Origin of the sequence: Methylopila capsulata, from assembly GCF_016907975.1 — a bacterium.
GTDB classification, from domain to species: domain Bacteria; phylum Pseudomonadota; class Alphaproteobacteria; order Rhizobiales; family Methylopilaceae; genus Methylopila; species Methylopila capsulata.
The window spans coordinates 379,969-399,228 of record NZ_JAFBCY010000001.1; the positions used below are offsets into that span (position 1 = coordinate 379,969).

Sequence of the window (19,260 nt, forward strand, 5' to 3'; positions counted from 1 at the left end):
GCCGCCCCCGGCGCGGCGCGCACCATAGCGGCGCGTCCTCGCGGCGGCAAACGCTTTGCGCGGGGACGCCTTACAGGTTGAACGCGGGGACGCCGATCAGGATGGCGTGGAGAAACGCCCCGAACAGCGCGTAAAGCGCCGTGCCGAGCGCGAGCGCCACCACGTCGTTCTGCCACGACCCCGCCCGCGCCGGGGCGCCATGGGCGCGCTCGTAGCGCTTCAGCAGGATGCGGGCGATCACGCCATAGGCGAGAAAGCTCCCGAACAGCAGGACGCTGGCGAGATCGCCGTTGGCGCAGAGATGCGAGAAGGCCCAGAGCTTGACCGCCGCGAGCATGGGGTGCCTGGCCCGCGCCCGGATCTTGCCCGGCAGATAGGCCGCGACCAGCAGAACGAACGCCGGCCACATCAGCGTGATCGGGATGTGACGCGTCCAGCCCGGCGGGGTCCAGAGCGCGACGTTGGGCGCATGGCCGTAGCCGTAGATGATCGCCGCGAGCCCCACGGCGGCCGCCAGCGAGTAGAGGCCCTTGTATCCGGTCTCGCCGAACCGGGCGACGAGCGCCGCACGCGGCCCCCGCGCCCGCGTGAAGAGGTGCGTTCCGAGAAAGAGCGCCAGCCCGAGCACCAGAATCGCCATCGCCGCCCACCTGTTTGGAACGGGTCGAACCTAGCGGCGGCGCCCCTCCCACGCCACCAACCCGATTCGACAGGCCGCCTCATTTACGCCACAGTCTGAAAACCGCAGGTTGCGGCGCATTTTTGGGGTGTGCTGTCATGGTCAGGACGTTGTTCGCCGCGGTCGCCGTCGCGGCCGCTCTCATGTGCGCGCCGGCGCAGGCCTCCGTGGTCGCCAGGGTCAGCCTCTCGCAGCAGCGCGTGGACGTGACCGTCGACGGGACCCTCGCCTATTCCTGGCCGGTCTCGACCGCCCGCCGTGGCTTCGTCACCCCGACCGGAAGCTGGCGGCCGATCCGGACCGAGCGGATGTGGTACTCGCGCAAGTACGACATGTCCCCGATGCCGCACTCGGTGTTCTTCTATGGCGGCTACGCCATCCACGCGACCGGCTACGTGCGCTCGCTCGGACGGCCCGCAAGCCACGGCTGCGTCCGCCTGCATCCGAAGAACGCGGCGATTTTCTACGCGCTGGTGCGCGCCCGGGGACTCGGAAACGCAAGGGTGGTCATCGTCCGCTGACGGGTGGCGCGGGGCGCGGGATCGGCTAGGGTCGCCCCTCCCCCGTCGTCCGGAGCGTCCCCCGTGAGCCTCGACAGCGTCCGCGCGTTCATCGCCGAACATGCGCCCGACATCGCGGTCGTCGAGCACGACGTCAGCACGGCGACCGTGCCGGAGGCGGCGGCCGCGCACGGCTGCGCGCCGGGACAGATCGCGAAGACGCTGTCGCTGCGGGTCGGCGAGCGCGTGCTGCTGGTCGTGACGCGCGGCGACGTCCGGCTCGACAACAGGAAGGCCAAGGCGGCGTTCGGCGGGAAGCCGCGGATGTTGGGCCTCGAGGAGGTCGCGGCGCTGACGGGCCATCCCGTCGGGGGCGTCTGCCCGTTCGGGCTCGCCACGCCGCTGCCGGTCTACTGCGACGTCTCGCTGAAGGTCTATGATACGGTGATCCCCGCCGCGGGTTCGCCGCGGAGCTCGCTCGCCATCGCGCCGGAGCGCATGGCGGAGATCGTCGGCGCGGAGTGGGTCGACGTGTCGGAGCCGCCCGTCAGCGCCTGAACGCCGCGGCGTAGGTCTCCGGCTTGAAGCCGACCAGCAGCTTGCCCGCGCCCTCGAGCACCGGGCGCTTGATGAGCGAGGGCTTCGCCTCCATCAACGCGAGGGCCTTGGTCTCGTCCAGCCCCTGCTTGTCCGCGTCCGGCAGCCCGCGGAACGTCGTGCCGGCCCGGTTGAGCAGCGTCTCCCAGCCGACCTCGGCGGCCCAGGCTTCGAGCTTCGCGCGGGGCGCGCCGGCGGTCTTGTAGTCGTGAAACTGAAAAGGCGCGCCCTCGGCCTCCAGCCAAGCGCGCGCCTTCTTCATCGTGTCACAGGCCTTGATGCCGTAGATCGTGACCGCCGTCGCCATAGCCTTCCCCCATCAAGAGGACGGCCCGGCGACCGCCCGTCAGATCGTGCGGCGCCCGTTGATCAGCTGCAGCACCAGAACGACGGCTGCGACCACGAGCAGAAGATGGATCAGCCCACCCGCGACGTGGAACACGCCGAAGCCGAGGATCCAGAGAACGACGAGAACGGCGATGATTGTCCAAAGCATAGCGGGCGCCTCCCTGAGCGGGGCCGCCGCTGGAACGCTCGGCCCTTCTAACCCCTCACCACTGCGTGAACGCACGCGACGGCGGGATGGTTCCGGAAGACGCCTGAAACGCTTGGGCGCTCCGCCGTCGGCGTCATTCCCACTCGATCGTCCCCGGCGGCTTCGACGTGACGTCGTAGACGACGCGGTTGACGCCGCGGACCTCGTTGATGATCCGGGTCGCGGCGCGGCCGAGGAAGTTCATGTCGTAGGGGTAGAAATCCGCCGTCATGCCGTCGACGGAGGTCACAGCCCGCAGCGCCAGCACGTATTCGTAGGTGCGGCCGTCGCCCATCACGCCGACGGTCTTCACCGGCAGCAGCACGGCGAAGGCCTGCCAGATCTTGTCGTAGAGCCCGGCCTTGCGGATCTCGTCGAGATAGATCGCGTCCGCCTCGCGCAGGATGTCGAGCTTCTCGCGGGTGATGTCGCCGGGGCAGCGGATGGCGAGGCCCGGACCCGGGAACGGGTGGCGGCCGACGAAGGCGTCGGGGAGGCCGAGCTCGCGGCCGAGCGAGCGGACCTCGTCCTTGAACAGCTCACGCAGCGGCTCCACGAGCTGCATGTTCATGCGCTCGGGCAGCCCGCCCACGTTGTGGTGCGACTTGATCGTGACAGAGGGGCCGCCGGAGAACGAGACGCTCTCGATGACGTCGGGGTAGAGCGTGCCCTGGGCCAGGAACTCGGCGCCGCCGATCTTCTTGGCCTCCGCCTCGAACACCTCGACGAACAGCCGGCCGATGGTCTTGCGCTTGGTCTCGGGATCGTGCTCGCCCTCGAGCGCCGACAGGAAGGTGTCGCCTGCGTCCACATGCACGAGCGGGATGTTGTAGTGCCCGCGGAACAGGTTCACGACCTCCTCCGCCTCGGCCTTCCGCATCAGGCCGTGGTCGACGAACACGCAGGTGAGCTGGTCGCCGATCGCCTCGTGGATCAGGACGGCCGCGACCGCCGAGTCGACGCCGCCGGAGAGGCCGCAGATCACGCGGCCCTCGCCGACCTGCTCGCGGATCTTGGCGATCGCCTCCTCGCGATAGGCCGCCATCGACCAGTCGCCGACGCAGCCGCAGATGTCGCGCACGAAGTTCGCGAGCAGCTTGCCGCCCTCGGGGGTGTGGACCACCTCGGGATGGAACATCAGGCCGTAGTAGTGCCGGGACTCGTCCGCGATCGCCGCGAACGGCGCGTTCTCGGACACGCCCACGATCCGGAAGCCCTGCGGCATCTGCGTGATGCGGTCGCCGTGGCTCATCCACACCTGGTTGCGGCTCTGGGCCTCCCAGACGCCGGTGAAGAGCTTGGACGGCGCGACGACGTTGAGATCGGCGCGGCCGAACTCACGATGGTGCCCGCTCTCGACGACGCCGCCGAGCTGCTCGGCCATGGTCATCTGCCCGTAGCAGATGCCGAGCACCGGCAGCCCGCTCTCGAACACCGCCTGCGGCGCGCGCGGCGTGCCCATGTCCGCGACCGACGCCGGGCCGCCGGAGAGGATGACGCCCTTGGCGCCGAAGGTCGGAAAGACCTCGGCGGCGGTGTTGAACGGGACGATCTCGCAATAGACGCCGGTCTCGCGCACGCGGCGCGCGATGAGCTGCGTCACCTGCGACCCGAAGTCGATGATGAGGATGCGGTCGTGGGAGGGGTCTGCGATCATGCGCTTGCCTACATCGCCGCCTCAACGGCGGCAACGGCGCAGGCGGCATGACGCCCGCGAAAATTACGCGCAGCTCGTCAGATCGACGTGCTTTGCGCCGCCGGGCTGCACTCGGTCGGCGCCTGGTTCGGGAACCGCTCATTGAGCTTGCCGCAGCCCCACTCGCGGATCGGAGCCGGCATCCAGCGCGTGATGGCGACGCCGATCTGGTCGTTGGGGTTCGGCGCGTAGGCGGCGTACCACGCGAAATACCCGCCCGCCGCAAGGATCAGCAGGGCGAAGATCTTCAGCACGTTGCTCATAGTCCGCATGGTCTCCACCTGCCCCTGCCGACCGCCGGCGAAGCCGGCGTCGTCTAGCGGAGATGGATCGACGCGTAAACCGGTCAACCCCGCGTCAGCACGGCGACGAAAAAGCCGTCGGTGCCGGAGCGCCGCGGTCCGAGCAGCAGCGCGTCGCCGCCGCTGGTCGCAAACGCGCCGAGCGCCGGCAGGCCGGCGGAGACGGCGGCCTCGACGGCGGGGACCGGACGGAACGCCGGAAACTGCGCCCGAAAGGCCGCGAGCCGGTCCTCGTTTTCTTCCGCAAGCACCGAGCAGGTGACGTAGACGAGGCGACCGCCCGGCTTCACCAGCGGCGCGGCGGCGGCGAGCACGGCGTCCTGTTCGGCGATTCGCGCCTCGAGCGCCGCGGGCTTCAGCCGCCACTTGGCGTCGGGATTGCGGCGCCAGGTGCCGGCGCCGGTGCAGGGCGCGTCGATCAGCACGAGGTCGGCGCGGCCGACGAGGTCGGCCAGCACGTCGGCCTCACCGCGCGGAGCGCGCACCTGCATGTTGCGCACGCCCGCCCGTTCCGCCCGGTCGTGCAACGGGCTGAGGCGCCTAACGTCGTTGTCGTGGGCGTAGATCTGGCCGCGGTTGTCCATCGTCGCGGCGAGCGCGAGCGTCTTGCCGCCGGCGCCGGCGCAGAAATCGACCACCTGCATCCCCGGCGCCGCGCCCGCGACCAGCGCCGCGAGCTGCGAGCCCTCGTCCTGAACCTCCACGAGGCCCTTCAGATGCGCGGGCTCCGACTGCACCGGGGGGCCGCGACCGTCGTCGGTCAGCGGCACGCGCAGGCCGAAGGGCGACAGCGGCGTAGGCGCGGCCTTCCAGTGCGCGAGCGCGCGCTCGGCCTTGGGCCGGTCGCCCTTGATGGCGTTGACGCGGAGGTCGAGCGGGGCGCGTTCGGCAAGAGCGGCCCCCTCCTCCGCCCGCTCGTCGCCGAAGGTGCGGGCGAAGCCGGCGTCGAGCCACTCGGGATAGTCGCCGCGCACATGGGCCGGCGCGCCGTCGAGCGTCGCGGCGGCGATCGCGGCGCGCTCGGCGTCGGTCGGCGGCTCCGGCGCGTGGGGGCTCGCCGCGAAGGCCGCGGCGAGGTCGTCGACGGGCGTCTGACGCACGAAGGCGAGCGCGCCGAGGATCAGCGCCCGCGGCGTCTCCGCGCCCATGCGCCAGGCGAGCGACGAGCGGCGGCGCAGCGCGTCGTAGACGAGGCTCGCGATGCGCGCCCGGTCGCCGGAGCCCGCGAAGCGGTGGGCCGAGCCCCAGTCCTTCAGCGCGGAGGCGACGGGGCGATGGCGCGTCTCGATGTCGGCGAGGACTTCGATCGCGGCGGCGGCGTGGGCGGCGGGGGTCATGGTCAGGAAGCCAGAATGCGGAGGGCGAAGATCGCCCACATGGCGAGCAGGACGAGCGCGCCGACGAGGTAGCAACGAAAGCGCGTCTTGATGCGATTGCCGCCGGTGTGGACGAAAGCGTGCGCATAGCGCGAGGCGACGAATATCCAGGACATGGCGACGAACAGAAGGTCGGCTTCCTTCGTGATCAGGGCGAGGATCACCAGGACGTAGAAGAAGACCGGCAGCTCGAGCTGGTTGTGGTAGCTGTCGGCGACCTTCTGCGCCTTCTCCGGCCAGCCGAAGGTGCGCGGGGAGCCTTTGGTGGGCGTGACCAGCCCCGCGCGCGCGGCCTTGAAGCGCACGTGCCCCATCCAGAACAGCAGCCCGAAGGTAAGGAGCACCTGCGCGAACAGGGGAGCCAGGATGGCCTGAATGGTCATGGATGCGTCACCCGAAGGCGTTGAGCGGATGAAAGGCGACACGGCCCGCGAACGGCGATCGCTCGATCGAAGCGATCAGCTTACCGTCGTCGGTCGCAAGCGGCGCGCCCCACGCCAGCGCGGCTGCGACATAGAGCGAGTCATAGACGGAAACGCAGGCTCCGCAGGCCATCTCAATCGCTGCGGGCATCAGCCCGGAAATCGGGATGAGGACGAGAGTGTCTTGCAGAAGCTCCACGGCGGCGAGCGCCTGCGCGATGGATATCTCGCGCGACTGGACGCGTCGGCGAAGCACCTGACCAACCTCGGCTTCGACATGCGCGGGGGCGGCTAGCAGATCGTCGCCGGCCAGAAGACGCCTCGCCTCTGCGCTTCGGACCTCGTCGACATACCATTTGACCACGACGCTCGCGTCGACGACGAGGCTCATCCCCTGTCGCGATCCTCGCGCACCATCTCGGTGGCGTCGGTGAGAAGCGTCGAGGGCGTCATCGCCCGCACGCGATCGGCGGCCGCCAGACGTTCGGAAGGCGCAGCGTGCAACGCCTTCAGCAGAACATCCCGCGCGACCGCATCAAGGGTCCGACCCGTCCGCGCCGCGTGCTCCAGCATCTTCTGAACGGCCGCGTCATCGACGTTCGTGATCGTGATGTCAGCCATCGCCACGTCTCCGGCCCGCTTCGAACGACCTGAGACTACACCATGCTCGGGTAGTTCGGGCTTTCGCGGGTGATGGTCACGTCGTGGACGTGGCTCTCGCGGAGCGAGGCGCCGGAGATGCGGACGAACTGCGCCTTTTCGTGCAGGTCCGAAATGGTGGCGGCGCCGACGTAGCCCATGGCGGCGCGCAGGCCGCCGGCGAGCTGATGAAGCACGGCCCCGACCGGGCCCTTGTACGGCACCTGACCCTCGATGCCCTCCGGCACCAGCTTCAGGCGGTCGTTCACCTCGGCCTGGAAGTAGCGGTCGGCCGAGCCCTGCGCCATCGCGCCGACCGAGCCCATGCCGCGGTAGGACTTGTAGGAGCGGCCCTGCCAGAGGAACACCTCACCAGGGGCCTCGTCGGTGCCGGCCAGCAGCGAGCCGACCATGGCGACGTCGGCGCCGGCGGCGATCGCCTTGGCGAGATCGCCCGAGTACTTGATGCCGCCGTCGGCGATCACCGGAATATCCTGCGCCTTGGCCGCCTCGACCGACTCCATGATCGCGGTGAGCTGCGGCACGCCGACGCCGGCGACGATGCGCGTGGTGCAGATCGAGCCCGGCCCGATGCCGACCTTGATCGCGTCCGCGCCGGCGTCGATCAGCGCCTTGGTGGCCTCGCCGGTCGCGACGTTGCCCGCGACCACCTGGACATGGTTCGACAGGCGCTTGATGCGGGCGACCGCGTTCAGAACGTGCTGGGAATGGCCGTGGGCGGTGTCGACCACGACGAGGTCGACGCCGGCGTCGATCAGCGCCTCGGACCGGGCGAAGCCCTTGTCGCCGACGGTGGTCGCCGCGGCCACGCGCAGGCGCCCGTGCTCGTCCTTGTTGGAGTTGGGGTTCGCGACCGCCTTCTCGATGTCCTTCACCGTGATCAGTCCGACGCAGTGGTAGGCGTCGTCGACGACCAGCAGCTTCTCGATGCGGTGGTGGTGCAGCAGCCGCTTGGCCTCGTCCTGGCTGACGCCGTCGCGCACCGTGACGAGGTTCTCCTTCGTCATCAGCTCGGAGATCGGCTGGCGCATGTTGGTGGCGAAGCGCACGTCGCGGTTCGTCAGGATGCCGACGAGCTTGCCGGAGCGGCCGGAGCCTTCGACGACCGGGATGCCGGAGATGCCGTTGCGGGCCATCAGCTCGAACGCGTCGGCGAGGGTCGCGGTCGGGGCGATCGTGACCGGGTTCACGACCATGCCGCTCTCGAACTTCTTCACCTGGCGGACGTGCGCCGCCTGCTCCTCGGGCTCGAGGTTGCGGTGGATCACGCCGATGCCGCCGGCCTGGGCCATGGCGATCGCGAGCCGCGCCTCGGTCACCGTGTCCATGGCGGACGACATGATCGGGATATTGAGGCTGATGGTCTTGGTGACGCGCGAGCGGAGGTCGACCTCGCCGGGCATGACCTCGGAGAGGCCCGGCCGCAACAGCACGTCGTCGAAGGTGAGCGCCTCACGGGCGAGTACGTCTTCGATGCGCGCCATGCCAAACCTCCTCGTGTGCGCCGAAGCGCCCGGGAGCCGTCCGTCGGCGCCCGGCCCCGCTGCGTCGCGTCCATGAGGACGCGGGTTGGGGGAAGTGGCGCGGACGTTTAGCACGACGCATGCCGCGCGCAAATGACGGCGGCGCAGGGCGGAGCGTCGCGGGGCGAGGGGCGCGCGCGGCAGACCCGACGCGCGGACGGGTTGAACGTTTGATCGCTTCGCGCTTCAAGGGCGCGCGGCCGCCGTCCTGCGGCCGCGTCCAGAGCGATGTCATGCAGCCCCGCGCCCCCGCCGCCATTCCCAGCCGCATCCTCGTGCCCCTGATCGTGGCCTGCGCGCTGTTCATGGAGAACCTCGACTCGACGGTGCTCGCGACCGCGCTGCCCGTGATCGCGCGCGAACTGAACGAAAGCCCCATCGACCTGAAGCTCGCCCTCACCTCCTACCTGCTGAGCCTCGCAGTGTTCATCCCGGTCTCGGGCTGGCTCGCGGACCGGCTCGGCGCGCGGCTCGTGTTCCGGACCGCCATCGCGGTGTTCGCGCTCGGCTCGGCGCTGGCGGGGCTCTCGAGTTCGATGGCCGAGATCGTGGGCTCGCGGATCGTGCAGGGGCTCGGCGGCGCGATGATGGTGCCGGTGGGGCGGCTGGTGATCCTGCGCACCGTTCCGAAGTCCGAACTCGTCGGCTCGCTCGCCTGGCTGACCATCCCCGCGCTGATCGGCCCGGTCGTCGGCCCGCCCGTCGGCGGCTTCATCACCACCTATTTCTCATGGCGCTGGATCTTCTGGATCAACCTGCCGATCGCCGCGATCGGCCTGGTGCTCGCCACGCTCTACATCCCCGACGTGAAGGCCGAGGAGCGCACGCCGTTCGACGCGCCAGGCTTCGTGCTGTCGGGCTTCGGGCTCGCCGCCTTCGTGACCGGCTCGACCACGCTCGGCCTCGACGTGCTGCCGAAGCCGCTGGTGATCGCGATCTTCCTCGCCGGCTGCGCCTCGCTGACGGCCTACGTGTTCCACGCCCGGCGGACCGAGCACCCGATCCTCGACCTCGAACTGTTCCGCATCCCCACGTTCCGGATCGCGATCCTCGGGGGCTCGCTGTTCCGCATCGGCATCGGCGCGGCGCCCTTCCTGCTGCCGCTGATGCTGCAGATCGGCTTCGGCCTCACCGCGTTCGAATCCGGGCTCCTGACCTTCGCCTCGGCGCTCGGCGCGCTGTTCATGAAGTTCGCGGCGAAGCCGATCCTGCAGCGCTTCGGCTTCCGGGCGACGCTGACCGCGAACGCGCTCATCGCCGCGACCTTCATGACGGCGCCCGCGCTGTTCACGCCGACGACGCCGACGCTGGTGATGCTCGCCGCGCTGCTGGTCGGCGGCTTCTTCCGGTCGCTGGAGTTCACCGGCGTCAACGCGCTGGGCTACGCCGACATCGACCAGGCGCGCATGAGCCGGGCCACCAGCCTGACCAGCGTCGCGCAGCAGGTGTCGCTGTCCTTCGGCGTGACCTCCGGCGCCATGGCGCTCGAAGGCGCGATGGCGTGGCGGGGCGGCCACGAGCTCGCGGCGGCCGACTTCCCCGCGGCGTTCCTGCTGATCGGCCTCGTCTCGGCGACGGCGGCGCTCGTCTTCGCCAGGCTGTCGCGCGACGCCGGCGACGAGGTCTCCGGCCACCGCCCGCCCGCGCCCGATCCCGTCTCCGCGGCGCGCGACCGCGGCTGAAGGCTCAGGCCGCCGCGCGCGGCGGCCCGTCCGCGTCCAGCGTCGCCACGTCCCAGGCCGTCGGGTCGCGCATCAGCGCCGCCAGCAGCGCGTAGTTGTGCTCGTGGCCGGGGTGGGCTGCCGTCACGCGCCCGAGCAGGGGGAGGCCCGCGAGCGCGAGGTCGCCGACGAGATCGAGCGCGCGGTGGCGCACCGGTTCGTCCGGCATGCGCAGTCCGCCGATCGCGGTGTTCTTCCAGAGCGCCGCGGTGTTCTTCGTCGTGGCGCCGCGCAGCAGCGGCTCGCCGAACGGCCACAGCCCGCGGATCTTCCCCGGGATCGTCCAGGTGACCCGGCCGAAGCTGCGGGACGGCGCAAGCTCGCGCTCGAAGGTCTCCGGCGTCACCGGCCCGGACCAGTCCAGCGGGCCGAAGTGGTTGAGCTCGATATGGACGGACAGGAGATGGGCGTCGGCCGGTTCGATCGTGAGCCGCCGCATGCCGTTGACGTGTTCGACCGGCTTCAGCACCCGCAGATAGCGCCGGGGCGCGTCGTGCTCGACGCGGCCAGCCGTGCGGATCATCGCGCACCACGGCGCCGCGCTGCCGTCGAAGATCGGCAGCTCCTCGCCGACGATCTCGACGACCGCGTCGTCGATCCGCATCGCGGTCAGCGCCGCGAGCAGATGCTCCACGGTGCGGACCAGGGGCCCCTCGCCCACCTGCAGCGCGGTGCACAGCGGCCGGGAGCGCCGGTGCGTCCAGAGCGCGGGAACCTCCGCGACGCCCGATCCCACGGCGCGGCGGAAGACGATCCCCCGCCCGGCCACGGCCGGCGTGACGCGCACCTCGGAGCGGACGCCGGTGTGGATGCCCTCGCCCGCGCAATCGAACGCGGCGCCGAGCGTCGCCGCGCGCCGCGGCAGGCCGGACGCCGTCACCGGCTCACGCCTCTGGGAACGCCGACCCCGGCTCGGGACGGAACCAATGCGGGGCCCGGGGGATTGGCCGTGCGAGACGGGCGCCGACCTCGGCGCCATGACGCTCTACGCTGACAGGAGGCCACCGATGATCCGTCCTCTCTCCATGCTGCTCGCCGGAGCGCTCGCCGTCGCGCCGCTCGCCGCGCTCGCGCAGACGCCAGAGACGCCCAAGGCCGAGGCGCCGAAGGCCGAGACCTACGAGATCCAGGGCAAGGACGGCAAGAAGATCGGCGACCTCAGCCTGACCGCCGCGCCCAAGGGCGTGCTGATGGACATCGAGATCGCCGCCGGCAGCCTCACCGCGGGAAAGCACGGCATGCACTTCCACGCCACCGCCGATTGCTCCGACGTCGGCGAGTACAAGAAGTCCGGCTCCCACGCCGGCCACGCCGAGGGCAAGCACGGCCTGCTCAACCCGAACGGCCCTGAGCCCGGCGACCTGCCGAACCTGATCGTGCTGTCGGACGGCTCCGCCCAGGCCGCGCTCTACACCGGTCTGATCAAGCTCGACGAGCTGAAGGACGCCGACGGCAGCGCCTTCATCATCCACGCCGAGAAGGACGACCACATGTCCCAGCCGATCGGCGGCGCGGGCGGCCGGATCGCCTGCGCGGCGGTGAAGTAAGCGGCAAGGAAGGCCTCGGCGGCGGAGGGCCGTTCAGTCCTCCGCCGGAGACGTCTCCGCCTGGCTTCGGCCGCGAAAACCGGTGGCCATGACGTAGAGCTCCGAAGAGTCCTTGCGGCTCGCCGGCGGCTTCACGTGCTGCACCTTGGTGAAGTCGCGCTTCAGAGCGGCCAGCAGCTCACCCTCGGTGCCGCCCTGGAACACCTTGGCGAGAAAGGCGCCGCCGGGCGCCAGGATCTCGCTCGCGAAGGCGGCTGCCGCCTCGACGAGGCCGATGATCCGCAGGTGGTCGGTGCGCTGGTGGCCGACGGTGTTCGCGGCCATGTCGGACAGCACCACGTCGGCCTTGCCGCCCAGTCGCTCCTTCAGCCTCTCCGGGGCGGCGTCGTCGAGAAAATCCAGCACCATGAAGTCGACGCCCGCGACCGGCTCCATCTCGAGCAGGTCGATGGCGACGATCTTGCCCTTGCCTTCGGCCGCGCCGATCCGGGTCGCGGCGATCTGGCTCCAGCCGCCCGGAGCCGCGCCGAGGTCGACGATCTTCTGCCCCGGCTTCAGCAGGCGGTGGCGGTCGTCGATCTCGAGCAGCTTGAAGGCCGCGCGCGAGCGGTAGCCGTCGCGCTTCGCCGCCTGCACGTAGGGGTCGTTCAGCTGCCGGTCGAGCCACAGGGTGGAGGCGTGGCTGCGCTTGCGCGCGGTGTGGACGCGGACTCCCATGCTGCGGGCGCCGCCGCCCCCGGCGCCGGGACCCGCCTTGCCGGCCCCGCCCTTGGCGCCGCTTCCGCTTTTGCCCGAACCGCTCTTGCCGCCCTTGCCGCCGCCCTTGCCGCCGCCCTTGCCCGCCACGCTCATCCGCGGCGTCCCCGCCGGCGGGAGCCGCGACGACGCCAGACGCCGTCTTCGCGCATCAGTTCCACGAGTATTCCTTCTCTCAAGCCCCGGTCGGCGACGCGCAGCCGCGCCACGGGGAAGGCGCGCCGGATGCCTTCCAGCACCGCGCAGCCCGCGAGCACGAGGTCCGCGCGGTCCGGTCCGATGCAGGGGTTCTGGCAGCGCTGGTCGTAGGACATCTCGCGCAGCGATTCGACCACGCGGGTGACGTCGGTCGACGCCATCCACTGCCCGTCGACCAGCCTGCGCTCGTAGCGCGGCAGGCCGAGATGCACGCCGGCGATGGTGGTGACGGTGCCGGAGGTGCCGAGCAGGTGCACGTCGCTGAGCGAGGCCGCCAGCGTCTCGCGCTCGGGGAAGGCCTCGAGCAGGCGTCCGACCTCGCCCACCATATTTTCGAACACCTCGGTCGTGACCTTCACGCCGCCGTAGCGCTCGGCCAGCGTGACGACGCCGACCGGCAGCGACACCCAGGCCCGCATCGTCAGCGCTCCCGGCCCGCCGCCGCGCTTGCGCTCGAGCCAGACGACCTCGGACGAGCCGCCGCCGATGTCGAACAGGATGACGCCGCCGGCGGCGGGGTCGGCGAGCGAGGCGCAGCCGGCGGCCGCGAGGCGCGCCTCGGTCGCCCGGTCGATGATCTCGAGATCGAGCCCGGTCTCGTCGTGGACCCGCTTGAGGAAGGTCTCGCCATTGTCCGCCTGGCGGCAGGCCTCTGTCGTGATCAGACGGGCGCGGGAAACCCCGCGGGACGCCATCTTGTCCCGGCAGACGCCGAGGGCGGAGACGGCGCGGGTGATCGCGTCGTCGCAGAGCCGGCCGGTGTGGGCGAGCCCCTCCCCCAGGCGGACAATGCGCGAGAAGCTGTCGACCACGCGAAACCCGCCGTCGCGATCGGGGCGGGCCACCAGCAGGCGGCAGTTGTTCGTGCCGAGATCGAGCGCGGCGTAGACCGGAGTCGGGGGCCTGACGGCGCCGTCGATCGCCGCCGGCCGCCCGGTCGTTCGTTCTGCGCCGCCGAGCGACGCGACCTGCTCGGCCACCAAATCCGTCCTTCGGGCCGCCTCCAGCCCGGAGCGACGCCCCGGGCGAGTCGTGGCCGCTGTTGAGCACCCTCGTTGATCCCAAGCATAGCAGTCGATCGCCGCCCCGCAAGGCGAGCGCCGCGACCGCCGTCGGCGCGCGCCGATCCTCCGAAAGTCTAGGTCGCTTCGCGAGCGTTCCTGATCAGCCGCCCAGCAGACTCGGGTACCCTCTCCACGCAAATGTGAAGAACGACGGCCAGCGGGACGCGACCGGCCGCGAACCTAGGGGGAGCCATCGCTTATGTGGTCTCAAGTCTACGACCCGTTCGGCAACGCGGTCATCTCGACGATCGTCGCCGCCATTCCGATCGTCGTGCTGCTGGCCGGCATCGGCGTCTTCCATATGAAGGCCCACACCGCGGCGATCGCCGGCCTCGCCGCCGCGCTGCTGATCGCGGTGTTCGCGCACGGCATGCCGGCCGACAAGGCGGGCATGACCGCGCTCTACGGCGCCGCCTACGGCCTGCTGCCGATCGGCTGGATCATCCTCAACATCATCTTTCTCTACCAACTCACGAACGAGAAAGGCTATTTCAAGATCCTGCAGGACTCGATCGCGGGCATCACGGATGACCGCCGATTGCAGCTCCTGCTGATCGCCTTCTCCTTCGGCGCCTTCTTCGAGGGCGCAGCGGGCTTCGGCACCCCCGTCGCGGTGACCGGCGCGATCCTGATCGGCCTCGGCTTCTCGCCGCTCGCCGCCTCGGGCCTGTCGCTGATCGCGAACACCGCGCCGGTGGCCTTCGGCGCGCTCGGCACGCCGGTGATCGCCCTCGCCGCCGTCACCGGACTGCCGCTGCTCGACCTCTCGGCGATGATCGGGCGGCAGTTGCCGTTCTTCTCCGTGATCGTGCCGTTCTGGCTGATCGCCGCCTTCGCGGGGTTCCGCGGCATGGCGCAGATCTGGCCGGCGATCCTGATCGCGGGCGTGACCTTCGCCGTCCCGCAGTACCTCGTCTCGAACTATCATGGCCCTTGGCTCGTGGACGTCGTGGCGGCGATCGCCTCGATCCTCGCGCTCACCCTGTTCCTCCGGGTCTGGAAGCCGCGGCAGATCTGGACCTCGGCCGACGGCGCGGCGCCCGCGCTCGCCGGCGCGAACGGTCCCGTCGGCCGCGCCGGCGGCGCCGGGGGCGCTCATGTGGCGCCCACGCACCCGCGCGGCGACGTCATCAAGGCCTGGATCCCCTGGCTGATTCTGTCCGTGGTCGTGTTCTGCTGGGGCATCCCGCAGGTGAAGGCGTTCCTCGACGGGATCTCGATCCTGAAGTTCCCCGTCGCCCACGTCGACCAACTGATCCAGCGCGTGCCGCCGGTGGTGCCGGCGCCGAAGCCCGAAGCCGCCGTCTATAGCCTGAACTGGCTGTCGGCGACCGGCAGCGGCATCTTCCTGTCGTCGATCATCGCCGGCTTCGTGATGGGCTTCTCGCCGCTCGCGATGCTGAAGACCTACTGGAAGACGCTGGTGCTGGTGCGGTTCTCGCTGCTGACCATCGCGGCGATGCTCTCGCTCGGCTTCGTCACCCGCTACTCCGGCGTCGACGCCACGCTCGGCCTCGCCTTCGCGCAGACCGGCTGGCTCTACCCGTTCTTCGGCACCTTCCTGGGCTGGCTCGGCGTGGCGCTGACCGGCTCCGACACCTCCTCCAACGTGCTGTTCGGATCTTTGCAGAAGATCTCGGCGGAGCAGCTCGGCCTGTCGCCGACGCTGATGGCGGCCGCGAACTCCTCGGGCGGCGTGATGGGCAAGATGATCGACGCCCAGTCGATCGTCGTCGCCTCGACCGCGACGCGCTGGTACGGCCACGAGGGCGACATCCTGCGCTACGTGTTCCTGCACTCGCTGGCGCTGGCGAGCCTGATGGGTCTGCTGGTCATGGCCCAGGCCTATCTCCCGCCCTTCACGCACATGGTGATCGGCGCGCCCTGAGCCGGCGCCGACGGCGTTTCGCCCCCGAAGCCCCGGCCGGCGCGTTCGCCCGCCGGGGCTTTTCGTTTCGCCCAACGGAACGACGCGCAGTTCGACGTCCTTTCCCGCGCCGAAGCCCTTGCCCGCCCCGCCCGAACCCGCTAAAGGGGGCGCACCACGGCGACGCCCTCCTACCAGGGGCCTCGCAGCGCCCGCGCCTCGGCGACGGACCGCACGGTGGGGGATAGTTTAACGGTAGAACTACCGACTCTGACTCGGTCAGTCCTGGTTCGAATCCAGGTCCCCCAGCCACTCTTCTCCCAATCCGACGATATCAACGACGTGGTCGGCGCCCGCGTGCGGCGCGGTCTGCGCATTCGCGTTCGTTCTCCTCGGAACGTCCGCGCCGGCGGCTGCGGGTCCTGTATGCTCGCGCCCAGCACAGGAGAGCCGCATGAGCTTGGACACCAGGCAGTTGTACGAAAGCTCGACCGGCGACAGCTGGCATCTCGTCCGCGACAACGACAGCGGCGAAGTCTTTGTCCGCCATCTCGCGAACAAGGCCTCCGGCGGCAGCGTGAGGGACGTCGGGCTCGGGGTGTTTCTGACGTTGGGCCGGGACGGACCCGAGCACCAGGAGGTCTGGCGGCTGATCAGCAGCCTCATCCCCCGCGCGGACTGAGCGTCGGCCGCCGCCGCCTGTCCGTGGGCGGCGCGGGCCAGGCGCGGAAAATTCCCGCGCGCTCTGTCGGCGGCGGCGGCGGCCAATCGTCCTAGCGGCATCGGAGCCCACGTCTCGGGAGGACGCGCGATGCACATCCAGCCTTACCTGTTCTACGAAGGCCGCTGCGAGGAGGCGATGACCTGCTACGAGGAGGCGCTGGGCGCCGAGCGGGTGGCGCTGATGCGTTTCTCCGACAGCCCGGAGCCTTTGCCGCCCGGCGCGATCCCCGCCGGCGCGGAGGCGAACGTCATGCACGCCTGCCTCAGGATCGGCGACAGCGTGGTGATGATGTCCGACGGGTATTGCGCCAAGGCCGCGCGCTTCGAGGGCGTGGCGCTGTCGCTGACCGTCCCGACCCCGGCGGACGCGGAACGCCGTTTCGCCGCGCTGAGCGCGGGCGGCGAGGTGCGGACGCCGCTCGGCCCCACCTTCTTCTCGCCCGCCTTCGGCATGGTCGCCGACCGCTTCGGCGTCGCGTGGATAATCAACGCGCAGCCCGAGGGATGAGGAGGCTTGGATGAGGGAGACGGTTCAGGTGCTGCTCGGCACCAAGAAGGGCGCGTTCGTCCTGGAAAGCGACGCGGCGCGGACGGCGTGGGACCTGCGCGGCCCCTACTGCGAGACCTGGCCGATCAACCACGTCATCGCAGATCCCGCCACGGGCGCGCTCTACGGCGCGGGCGGCAACGCCTGGTTCGGGCCGGCCGTCTGGCGCTCGACCGATGGCGGGACGACCTGGACGCATTCGAGCCGCGGCCTCGCCTACGCCGCCGGCGAAGCGCCGGTCGCCTCGGTCTGGAGCCTCGCGGCGGGGCACGGGCGGCTCTACGCCGGGGTGGAGCCTGCAGGGCTGTTCGTCAGCGACGACGCCGGCGAGAGCTGGACGCATGTGGAGGGGCTGCAAAGAACGCCCTCGCGGCCGGAGTGGAATCCGGGCGGCGCGGGGTTGATCCTGCATTCGCTGGTGCTGCACCCCGACGATCCGAAGCAGATCTGGGTCGGGATCTCGGCCGCGGGCGTGTTCCACACCGCCGACGGCGGCGAGACCTGGGAGCCGCGCAACCGCGGCACGCGGGCGGACTTCATGCCCGAGGGCCAGAACTACCCGGAGCATGGCCAGTGCGTGCACTGCCTGGTCATGGCGCCGGGCAAGCCCGAGCGGCTCTACCAGCAGAACCATTGCGGCATGTACCGCAGCGACGACGGCGGCCGCTCCTGGGCGAGCGTCGAGAAGGGGTTGCCGTCGAGCTTCGGCTTTCCCGCCGCCGTCCACCCGCGCGACCCCGAGCGGCTGTTCCTCGTGCCGCTCAACGGCGACACGGCGGGGCGCTACATGCCCGACGCGCAGGCCGCGGTCTGGCGCACCGAAGACGGCGGCGGGGCCTGGACCGCGGCGCGGGAGGGGCTGCCGCAGCGGAACGCCTTCTTCAACGTGCTCCGGCAGGCGCTGGCGACCGACCGACTGGCGCCCGCCGGCGTCTACTTTGGGACGGGGTCCGGCGAGGTCTACGCCAGCCGCGACGAAGGCGGCGCCTGGACGCGGATCGCGGAGCACCTGCCGACCATCTCCTCGGTCGAAACCTTCGTGGCGAGGGGCTGATTGGCGATGGGCGACGCCTTCCCCCGGCCGGTCTGCGTCCGCCTGCCGGCGCTGTTCGACGCCCTGTTCCCTGGCGTCGAACGGCGGCTGGAGCTCGAGGCCGCGACGGTCGCGGAGCTGGTCGACGCGCTCGAGGCGCGGTGGCCCGGGATGCGGGACCGGATCTGCGACTCGCGGCCTCAAATCCGCAAGCACATCAACGTGTTCGTGGACGGCCGGCGGGTCCGTCTGGACGCAGCCCTCCTGCCCGGCGCCGACGTCTTCATCCTGACCGCGATCAGCGGCGGCTGAGCCCGCCGAGGGGAAGACCCTCTGTCGTCCGCAGCGCGTGGCGTTGGCGTCGAGGGTCAGTCGGCGTTCGCCCTTGGCCCCCGCAGGTTCTTTCGAACGGTCCGACTTCGGCCGTGAGGGGTCCCGTTGTCGTTGTTGCCGGTGCGCCGCCGAGCGCCTGATTTCGGAGACGAGCCGCCGCCCCCGGACGCGGGCGTCGCCCAAGCCGCGAGCGAAACGCTGGTCAATCCGCAGGCGGGCGCCGATTGATTATGCATTTTCAGTTTTCCATCTTTTGCAAACCTGAGATCAGATGCTAAGCGGGGTCGTTGCGGCTCGCCGGAGCCCGTTTCTCGCAGGCGTCCTCCTCGAATTCCCATGACCTCGCACCCGCACCTCGCAGCTCTGATCCGCGACCGCTACGCCGATCTGTCGCCGGCGGAGCGCAAGCTCGCGGACGTGCTGAACGAGTTCCCCGGCGAGATCGCCGCCTACACCGCAAGCGAACTCGCAAAGGTCGCGGGCGTCTCCAACGCCGCCGTCACGCGGCTCGCGCGCAGGCTCGGCCTCGACGGTTACGAGGAGATGCGCCGCATCGCCCGCGAGGAGCGGCAGGCGGGCTCGCCGCTGTTCCTGCTCGCACGGGACGAGGCCGGCGCGCCCTCGCTCGCCGCGCGCCACCGCGAGGCGAGCCTCGCCAATGTCGGGGGCGCCTTCGAACGTCTGGACGAGGCGGCGCTGAACGCGGCGGCGGAGGCGCTGGCCGCCGCGCCGCGGGTGTGGATCGCGGGCTTCCGCAGCGGCGCCGCGTTCGCGACGCATCTGCGCTGGCAGCTCATCCAGTTCCGCCCCGACGTGCATCTGCTCGCGGGGGCCGGCGAGACGCTGGGCGAGACGGTCGCTTCGATCGGAGAGGACGACGTCGTCGCCGTGTTCGGCCTGCGCCGACGCGCGCCGGCGCTCGGGCCTGTCGTCAGGGCCGCGCGCGAGGCCGGGGCGAGCGTGCTGCTGATCGCCGACCACGGCGTCGGGCCGGACGACGAGCTCGCCTCCTGGACCTTCCGCTGCACCACGCGGAGCGATGGCCCGCTCGACAACTACGTCGGCGTGCTCGCGCTCTGCCACGCGCTCGCGGGGGCCGTCATCGCCCGGCTCGGCGCGCAAGGCCGCCGCCGGCTGGCCCGCATCGAACACCTTCACCTGTCTCTGGAGGAGCTGTGAGC

General features: G+C 70.8%; 23 protein-coding genes and 1 tRNA gene. 11 read left to right on the forward strand and 13 right to left on the reverse strand.

Annotated elements, in window-relative coordinates:
• Positions 1–70: 70 nt before the first annotated feature.
• Positions 71–640, reverse strand: coding sequence for an NnrU family protein (locus tag JOD31_RS01775; protein ID WP_204948598.1), 570 nt, complete (start codon positions 638–640; stop codon positions 71–73).
• Between the two features lie 137 nt (positions 641–777).
• Here JOD31_RS01775 and JOD31_RS01780 point away from each other — a divergent pair, with 137 nt between their 5' ends.
• Both JOD31_RS01780 and JOD31_RS01785 read left to right on the forward strand, forming a co-directional pair.
• Positions 778–1,200: a L,D-transpeptidase gene (locus JOD31_RS01780; protein ID WP_204948599.1), complete on the forward strand. Its 423-nt coding sequence runs from the start codon at positions 778–780 to the stop codon at positions 1,198–1,200.
• A gap of 63 nt (positions 1,201–1,263) precedes the next feature.
• Positions 1,264–1,737, forward strand: a complete 474-nt coding sequence (locus JOD31_RS01785; RefSeq protein WP_204948600.1) for a YbaK/EbsC family protein — start codon at positions 1,264–1,266, stop codon at positions 1,735–1,737.
• Here the strand turns inward: JOD31_RS01785 and JOD31_RS01790 are convergent.
• The 9 genes from JOD31_RS01790 to guaB all read right to left on the reverse strand — a co-directional run bounded on the left by JOD31_RS01790 (position 1,727) and on the right by guaB (position 8,251).
• A complete protein-coding gene (locus JOD31_RS01790) occupies positions 1,727–2,083 on the reverse strand; it encodes an arsenate reductase (RefSeq protein WP_204948601.1) in 357 nt (118 codons plus the stop codon). The genes JOD31_RS01785 and JOD31_RS01790 overlap by 11 nt on opposite strands.
• A gap of 39 nt (positions 2,084–2,122) precedes the next feature.
• Positions 2,123–2,272, reverse strand: coding sequence for a lmo0937 family membrane protein (locus tag JOD31_RS01795; protein WP_204948602.1), 150 nt, complete (start codon positions 2,270–2,272; stop codon positions 2,123–2,125).
• A gap of 133 nt (positions 2,273–2,405) precedes the next feature.
• Positions 2,406–3,968, reverse strand: coding sequence for a glutamine-hydrolyzing GMP synthase (gene guaA / locus JOD31_RS01800; RefSeq protein ID WP_204948603.1), 1,563 nt, complete (start codon positions 3,966–3,968; stop codon positions 2,406–2,408).
• A gap of 77 nt (positions 3,969–4,045) precedes the next feature.
• Entirely contained in the window at positions 4,046–4,270 is a 225-nt protein-coding gene (locus JOD31_RS01805; protein WP_204948604.1) for a hypothetical protein, read from the reverse strand.
• Positions 4,271–4,353: 83 nt separating this feature from the next.
• Entirely contained in the window at positions 4,354–5,646 is a 1,293-nt protein-coding gene (locus tag JOD31_RS01810) for an RsmB/NOP family class I SAM-dependent RNA methyltransferase (RefSeq protein WP_204948605.1), read from the reverse strand.
• A 2-nt stretch (positions 5,647–5,648) separates the two neighbouring features.
• Positions 5,649–6,068, reverse strand: coding sequence for an MAPEG family protein (locus tag JOD31_RS01815; RefSeq protein WP_204948606.1), 420 nt, complete (start codon positions 6,066–6,068; stop codon positions 5,649–5,651).
• A gap of 7 nt (positions 6,069–6,075) precedes the next feature.
• Positions 6,076–6,498 (reverse strand): type II toxin-antitoxin system VapC family toxin, encoded by a 423-nt coding sequence (locus JOD31_RS01820; RefSeq protein ID WP_204948607.1) that lies wholly within the window; start codon positions 6,496–6,498, stop codon positions 6,076–6,078.
• Positions 6,495–6,728 (reverse strand): hypothetical protein, encoded by a 234-nt coding sequence (locus tag JOD31_RS01825; RefSeq protein WP_204948608.1) that lies wholly within the window; start codon positions 6,726–6,728, stop codon positions 6,495–6,497. Before JOD31_RS01825 ends, JOD31_RS01820 begins: the two co-directional genes overlap by 4 nt.
• A gap of 35 nt (positions 6,729–6,763) precedes the next feature.
• Positions 6,764–8,251, reverse strand: a complete 1,488-nt coding sequence (guaB, locus tag JOD31_RS01830) for an IMP dehydrogenase (protein ID WP_204948609.1) — start codon at positions 8,249–8,251, stop codon at positions 6,764–6,766.
• A 272-nt stretch (positions 8,252–8,523) separates the two neighbouring features.
• Between guaB and JOD31_RS01835 the strand changes: the two genes are divergently transcribed.
• Positions 8,524–9,972, forward strand: a complete 1,449-nt coding sequence (locus JOD31_RS01835; RefSeq protein WP_204948610.1) for an MFS transporter — start codon at positions 8,524–8,526, stop codon at positions 9,970–9,972.
• Positions 9,973–9,976: 4 nt separating this feature from the next.
• On the opposite strand, the gene JOD31_RS01840 is transcribed toward JOD31_RS01835, so the two are convergent.
• Positions 9,977–10,891 carry a UDP-3-O-acyl-N-acetylglucosamine deacetylase gene (locus JOD31_RS01840; RefSeq protein WP_204948611.1) on the reverse strand — a complete coding sequence of 305 codons (915 nt, stop codon included), beginning with the start codon at positions 10,889–10,891 and terminating at the stop codon, positions 9,977–9,979.
• A gap of 127 nt (positions 10,892–11,018) precedes the next feature.
• On the opposite strand from JOD31_RS01840, the gene JOD31_RS01845 reads away from it, so the two are divergent.
• On the forward strand, positions 11,019–11,558 hold the full coding sequence (locus JOD31_RS01845; protein WP_204948612.1) for a superoxide dismutase family protein: 540 nt from the start codon (positions 11,019–11,021) through the stop codon (positions 11,556–11,558).
• A gap of 33 nt (positions 11,559–11,591) precedes the next feature.
• Here the strand turns inward: JOD31_RS01845 and JOD31_RS01850 are convergent, their stop codons facing one another.
• Together JOD31_RS01850 and JOD31_RS01855 are read right to left on the reverse strand one after the other, a co-directional pair.
• Positions 11,592–12,410, reverse strand: coding sequence for an RlmE family RNA methyltransferase (locus JOD31_RS01850; protein WP_204948613.1), 819 nt, complete (start codon positions 12,408–12,410; stop codon positions 11,592–11,594).
• Positions 12,407–13,492: a Ppx/GppA phosphatase family protein gene (locus JOD31_RS01855; RefSeq protein ID WP_309299045.1), complete on the reverse strand. Its 1,086-nt coding sequence runs from the start codon at positions 13,490–13,492 to the stop codon at positions 12,407–12,409. The genes JOD31_RS01850 and JOD31_RS01855 overlap by 4 nt, the downstream gene beginning before the upstream one ends.
• A gap of 283 nt (positions 13,493–13,775) precedes the next feature.
• Between JOD31_RS01855 and JOD31_RS01860 the strand changes: the two genes are divergently transcribed.
• The 7 genes from JOD31_RS01860 to JOD31_RS01890 all read left to right on the forward strand — a co-directional run bounded on the left by JOD31_RS01860 (position 13,776) and on the right by JOD31_RS01890 (position 19,258).
• Positions 13,776–15,464: an L-lactate permease gene (locus tag JOD31_RS01860; RefSeq protein WP_204948614.1), complete on the forward strand. Its 1,689-nt coding sequence runs from the start codon at positions 13,776–13,778 to the stop codon at positions 15,462–15,464.
• A gap of 217 nt (positions 15,465–15,681) precedes the next feature.
• Positions 15,682–15,755, forward strand: a tRNA-Gln gene (locus JOD31_RS01865).
• Positions 15,756–15,897: 142 nt separating this feature from the next.
• Positions 15,898–16,125 (forward strand): hypothetical protein, encoded by a 228-nt coding sequence (locus JOD31_RS01870; RefSeq protein WP_024816303.1) that lies wholly within the window; start codon positions 15,898–15,900, stop codon positions 16,123–16,125.
• A gap of 129 nt (positions 16,126–16,254) precedes the next feature.
• Entirely contained in the window at positions 16,255–16,674 is a 420-nt protein-coding gene (locus tag JOD31_RS01875) for a VOC family protein (RefSeq protein WP_204948615.1), read from the forward strand.
• Between the two features lie 10 nt (positions 16,675–16,684).
• A complete protein-coding gene (locus JOD31_RS01880) occupies positions 16,685–17,767 on the forward strand; it encodes a WD40/YVTN/BNR-like repeat-containing protein (protein WP_204948616.1) in 1,083 nt (360 codons plus the stop codon).
• A gap of 6 nt (positions 17,768–17,773) precedes the next feature.
• Positions 17,774–18,058, forward strand: a complete 285-nt coding sequence (locus tag JOD31_RS01885; RefSeq protein WP_204948617.1) for a MoaD/ThiS family protein — start codon at positions 17,774–17,776, stop codon at positions 18,056–18,058.
• Positions 18,059–18,415: 357 nt separating this feature from the next.
• Positions 18,416–19,258, forward strand: coding sequence for a MurR/RpiR family transcriptional regulator (locus JOD31_RS01890; RefSeq protein ID WP_204948618.1), 843 nt, complete (start codon positions 18,416–18,418; stop codon positions 19,256–19,258).
• Positions 19,259–19,260: the final 2 nt, after the last annotated feature.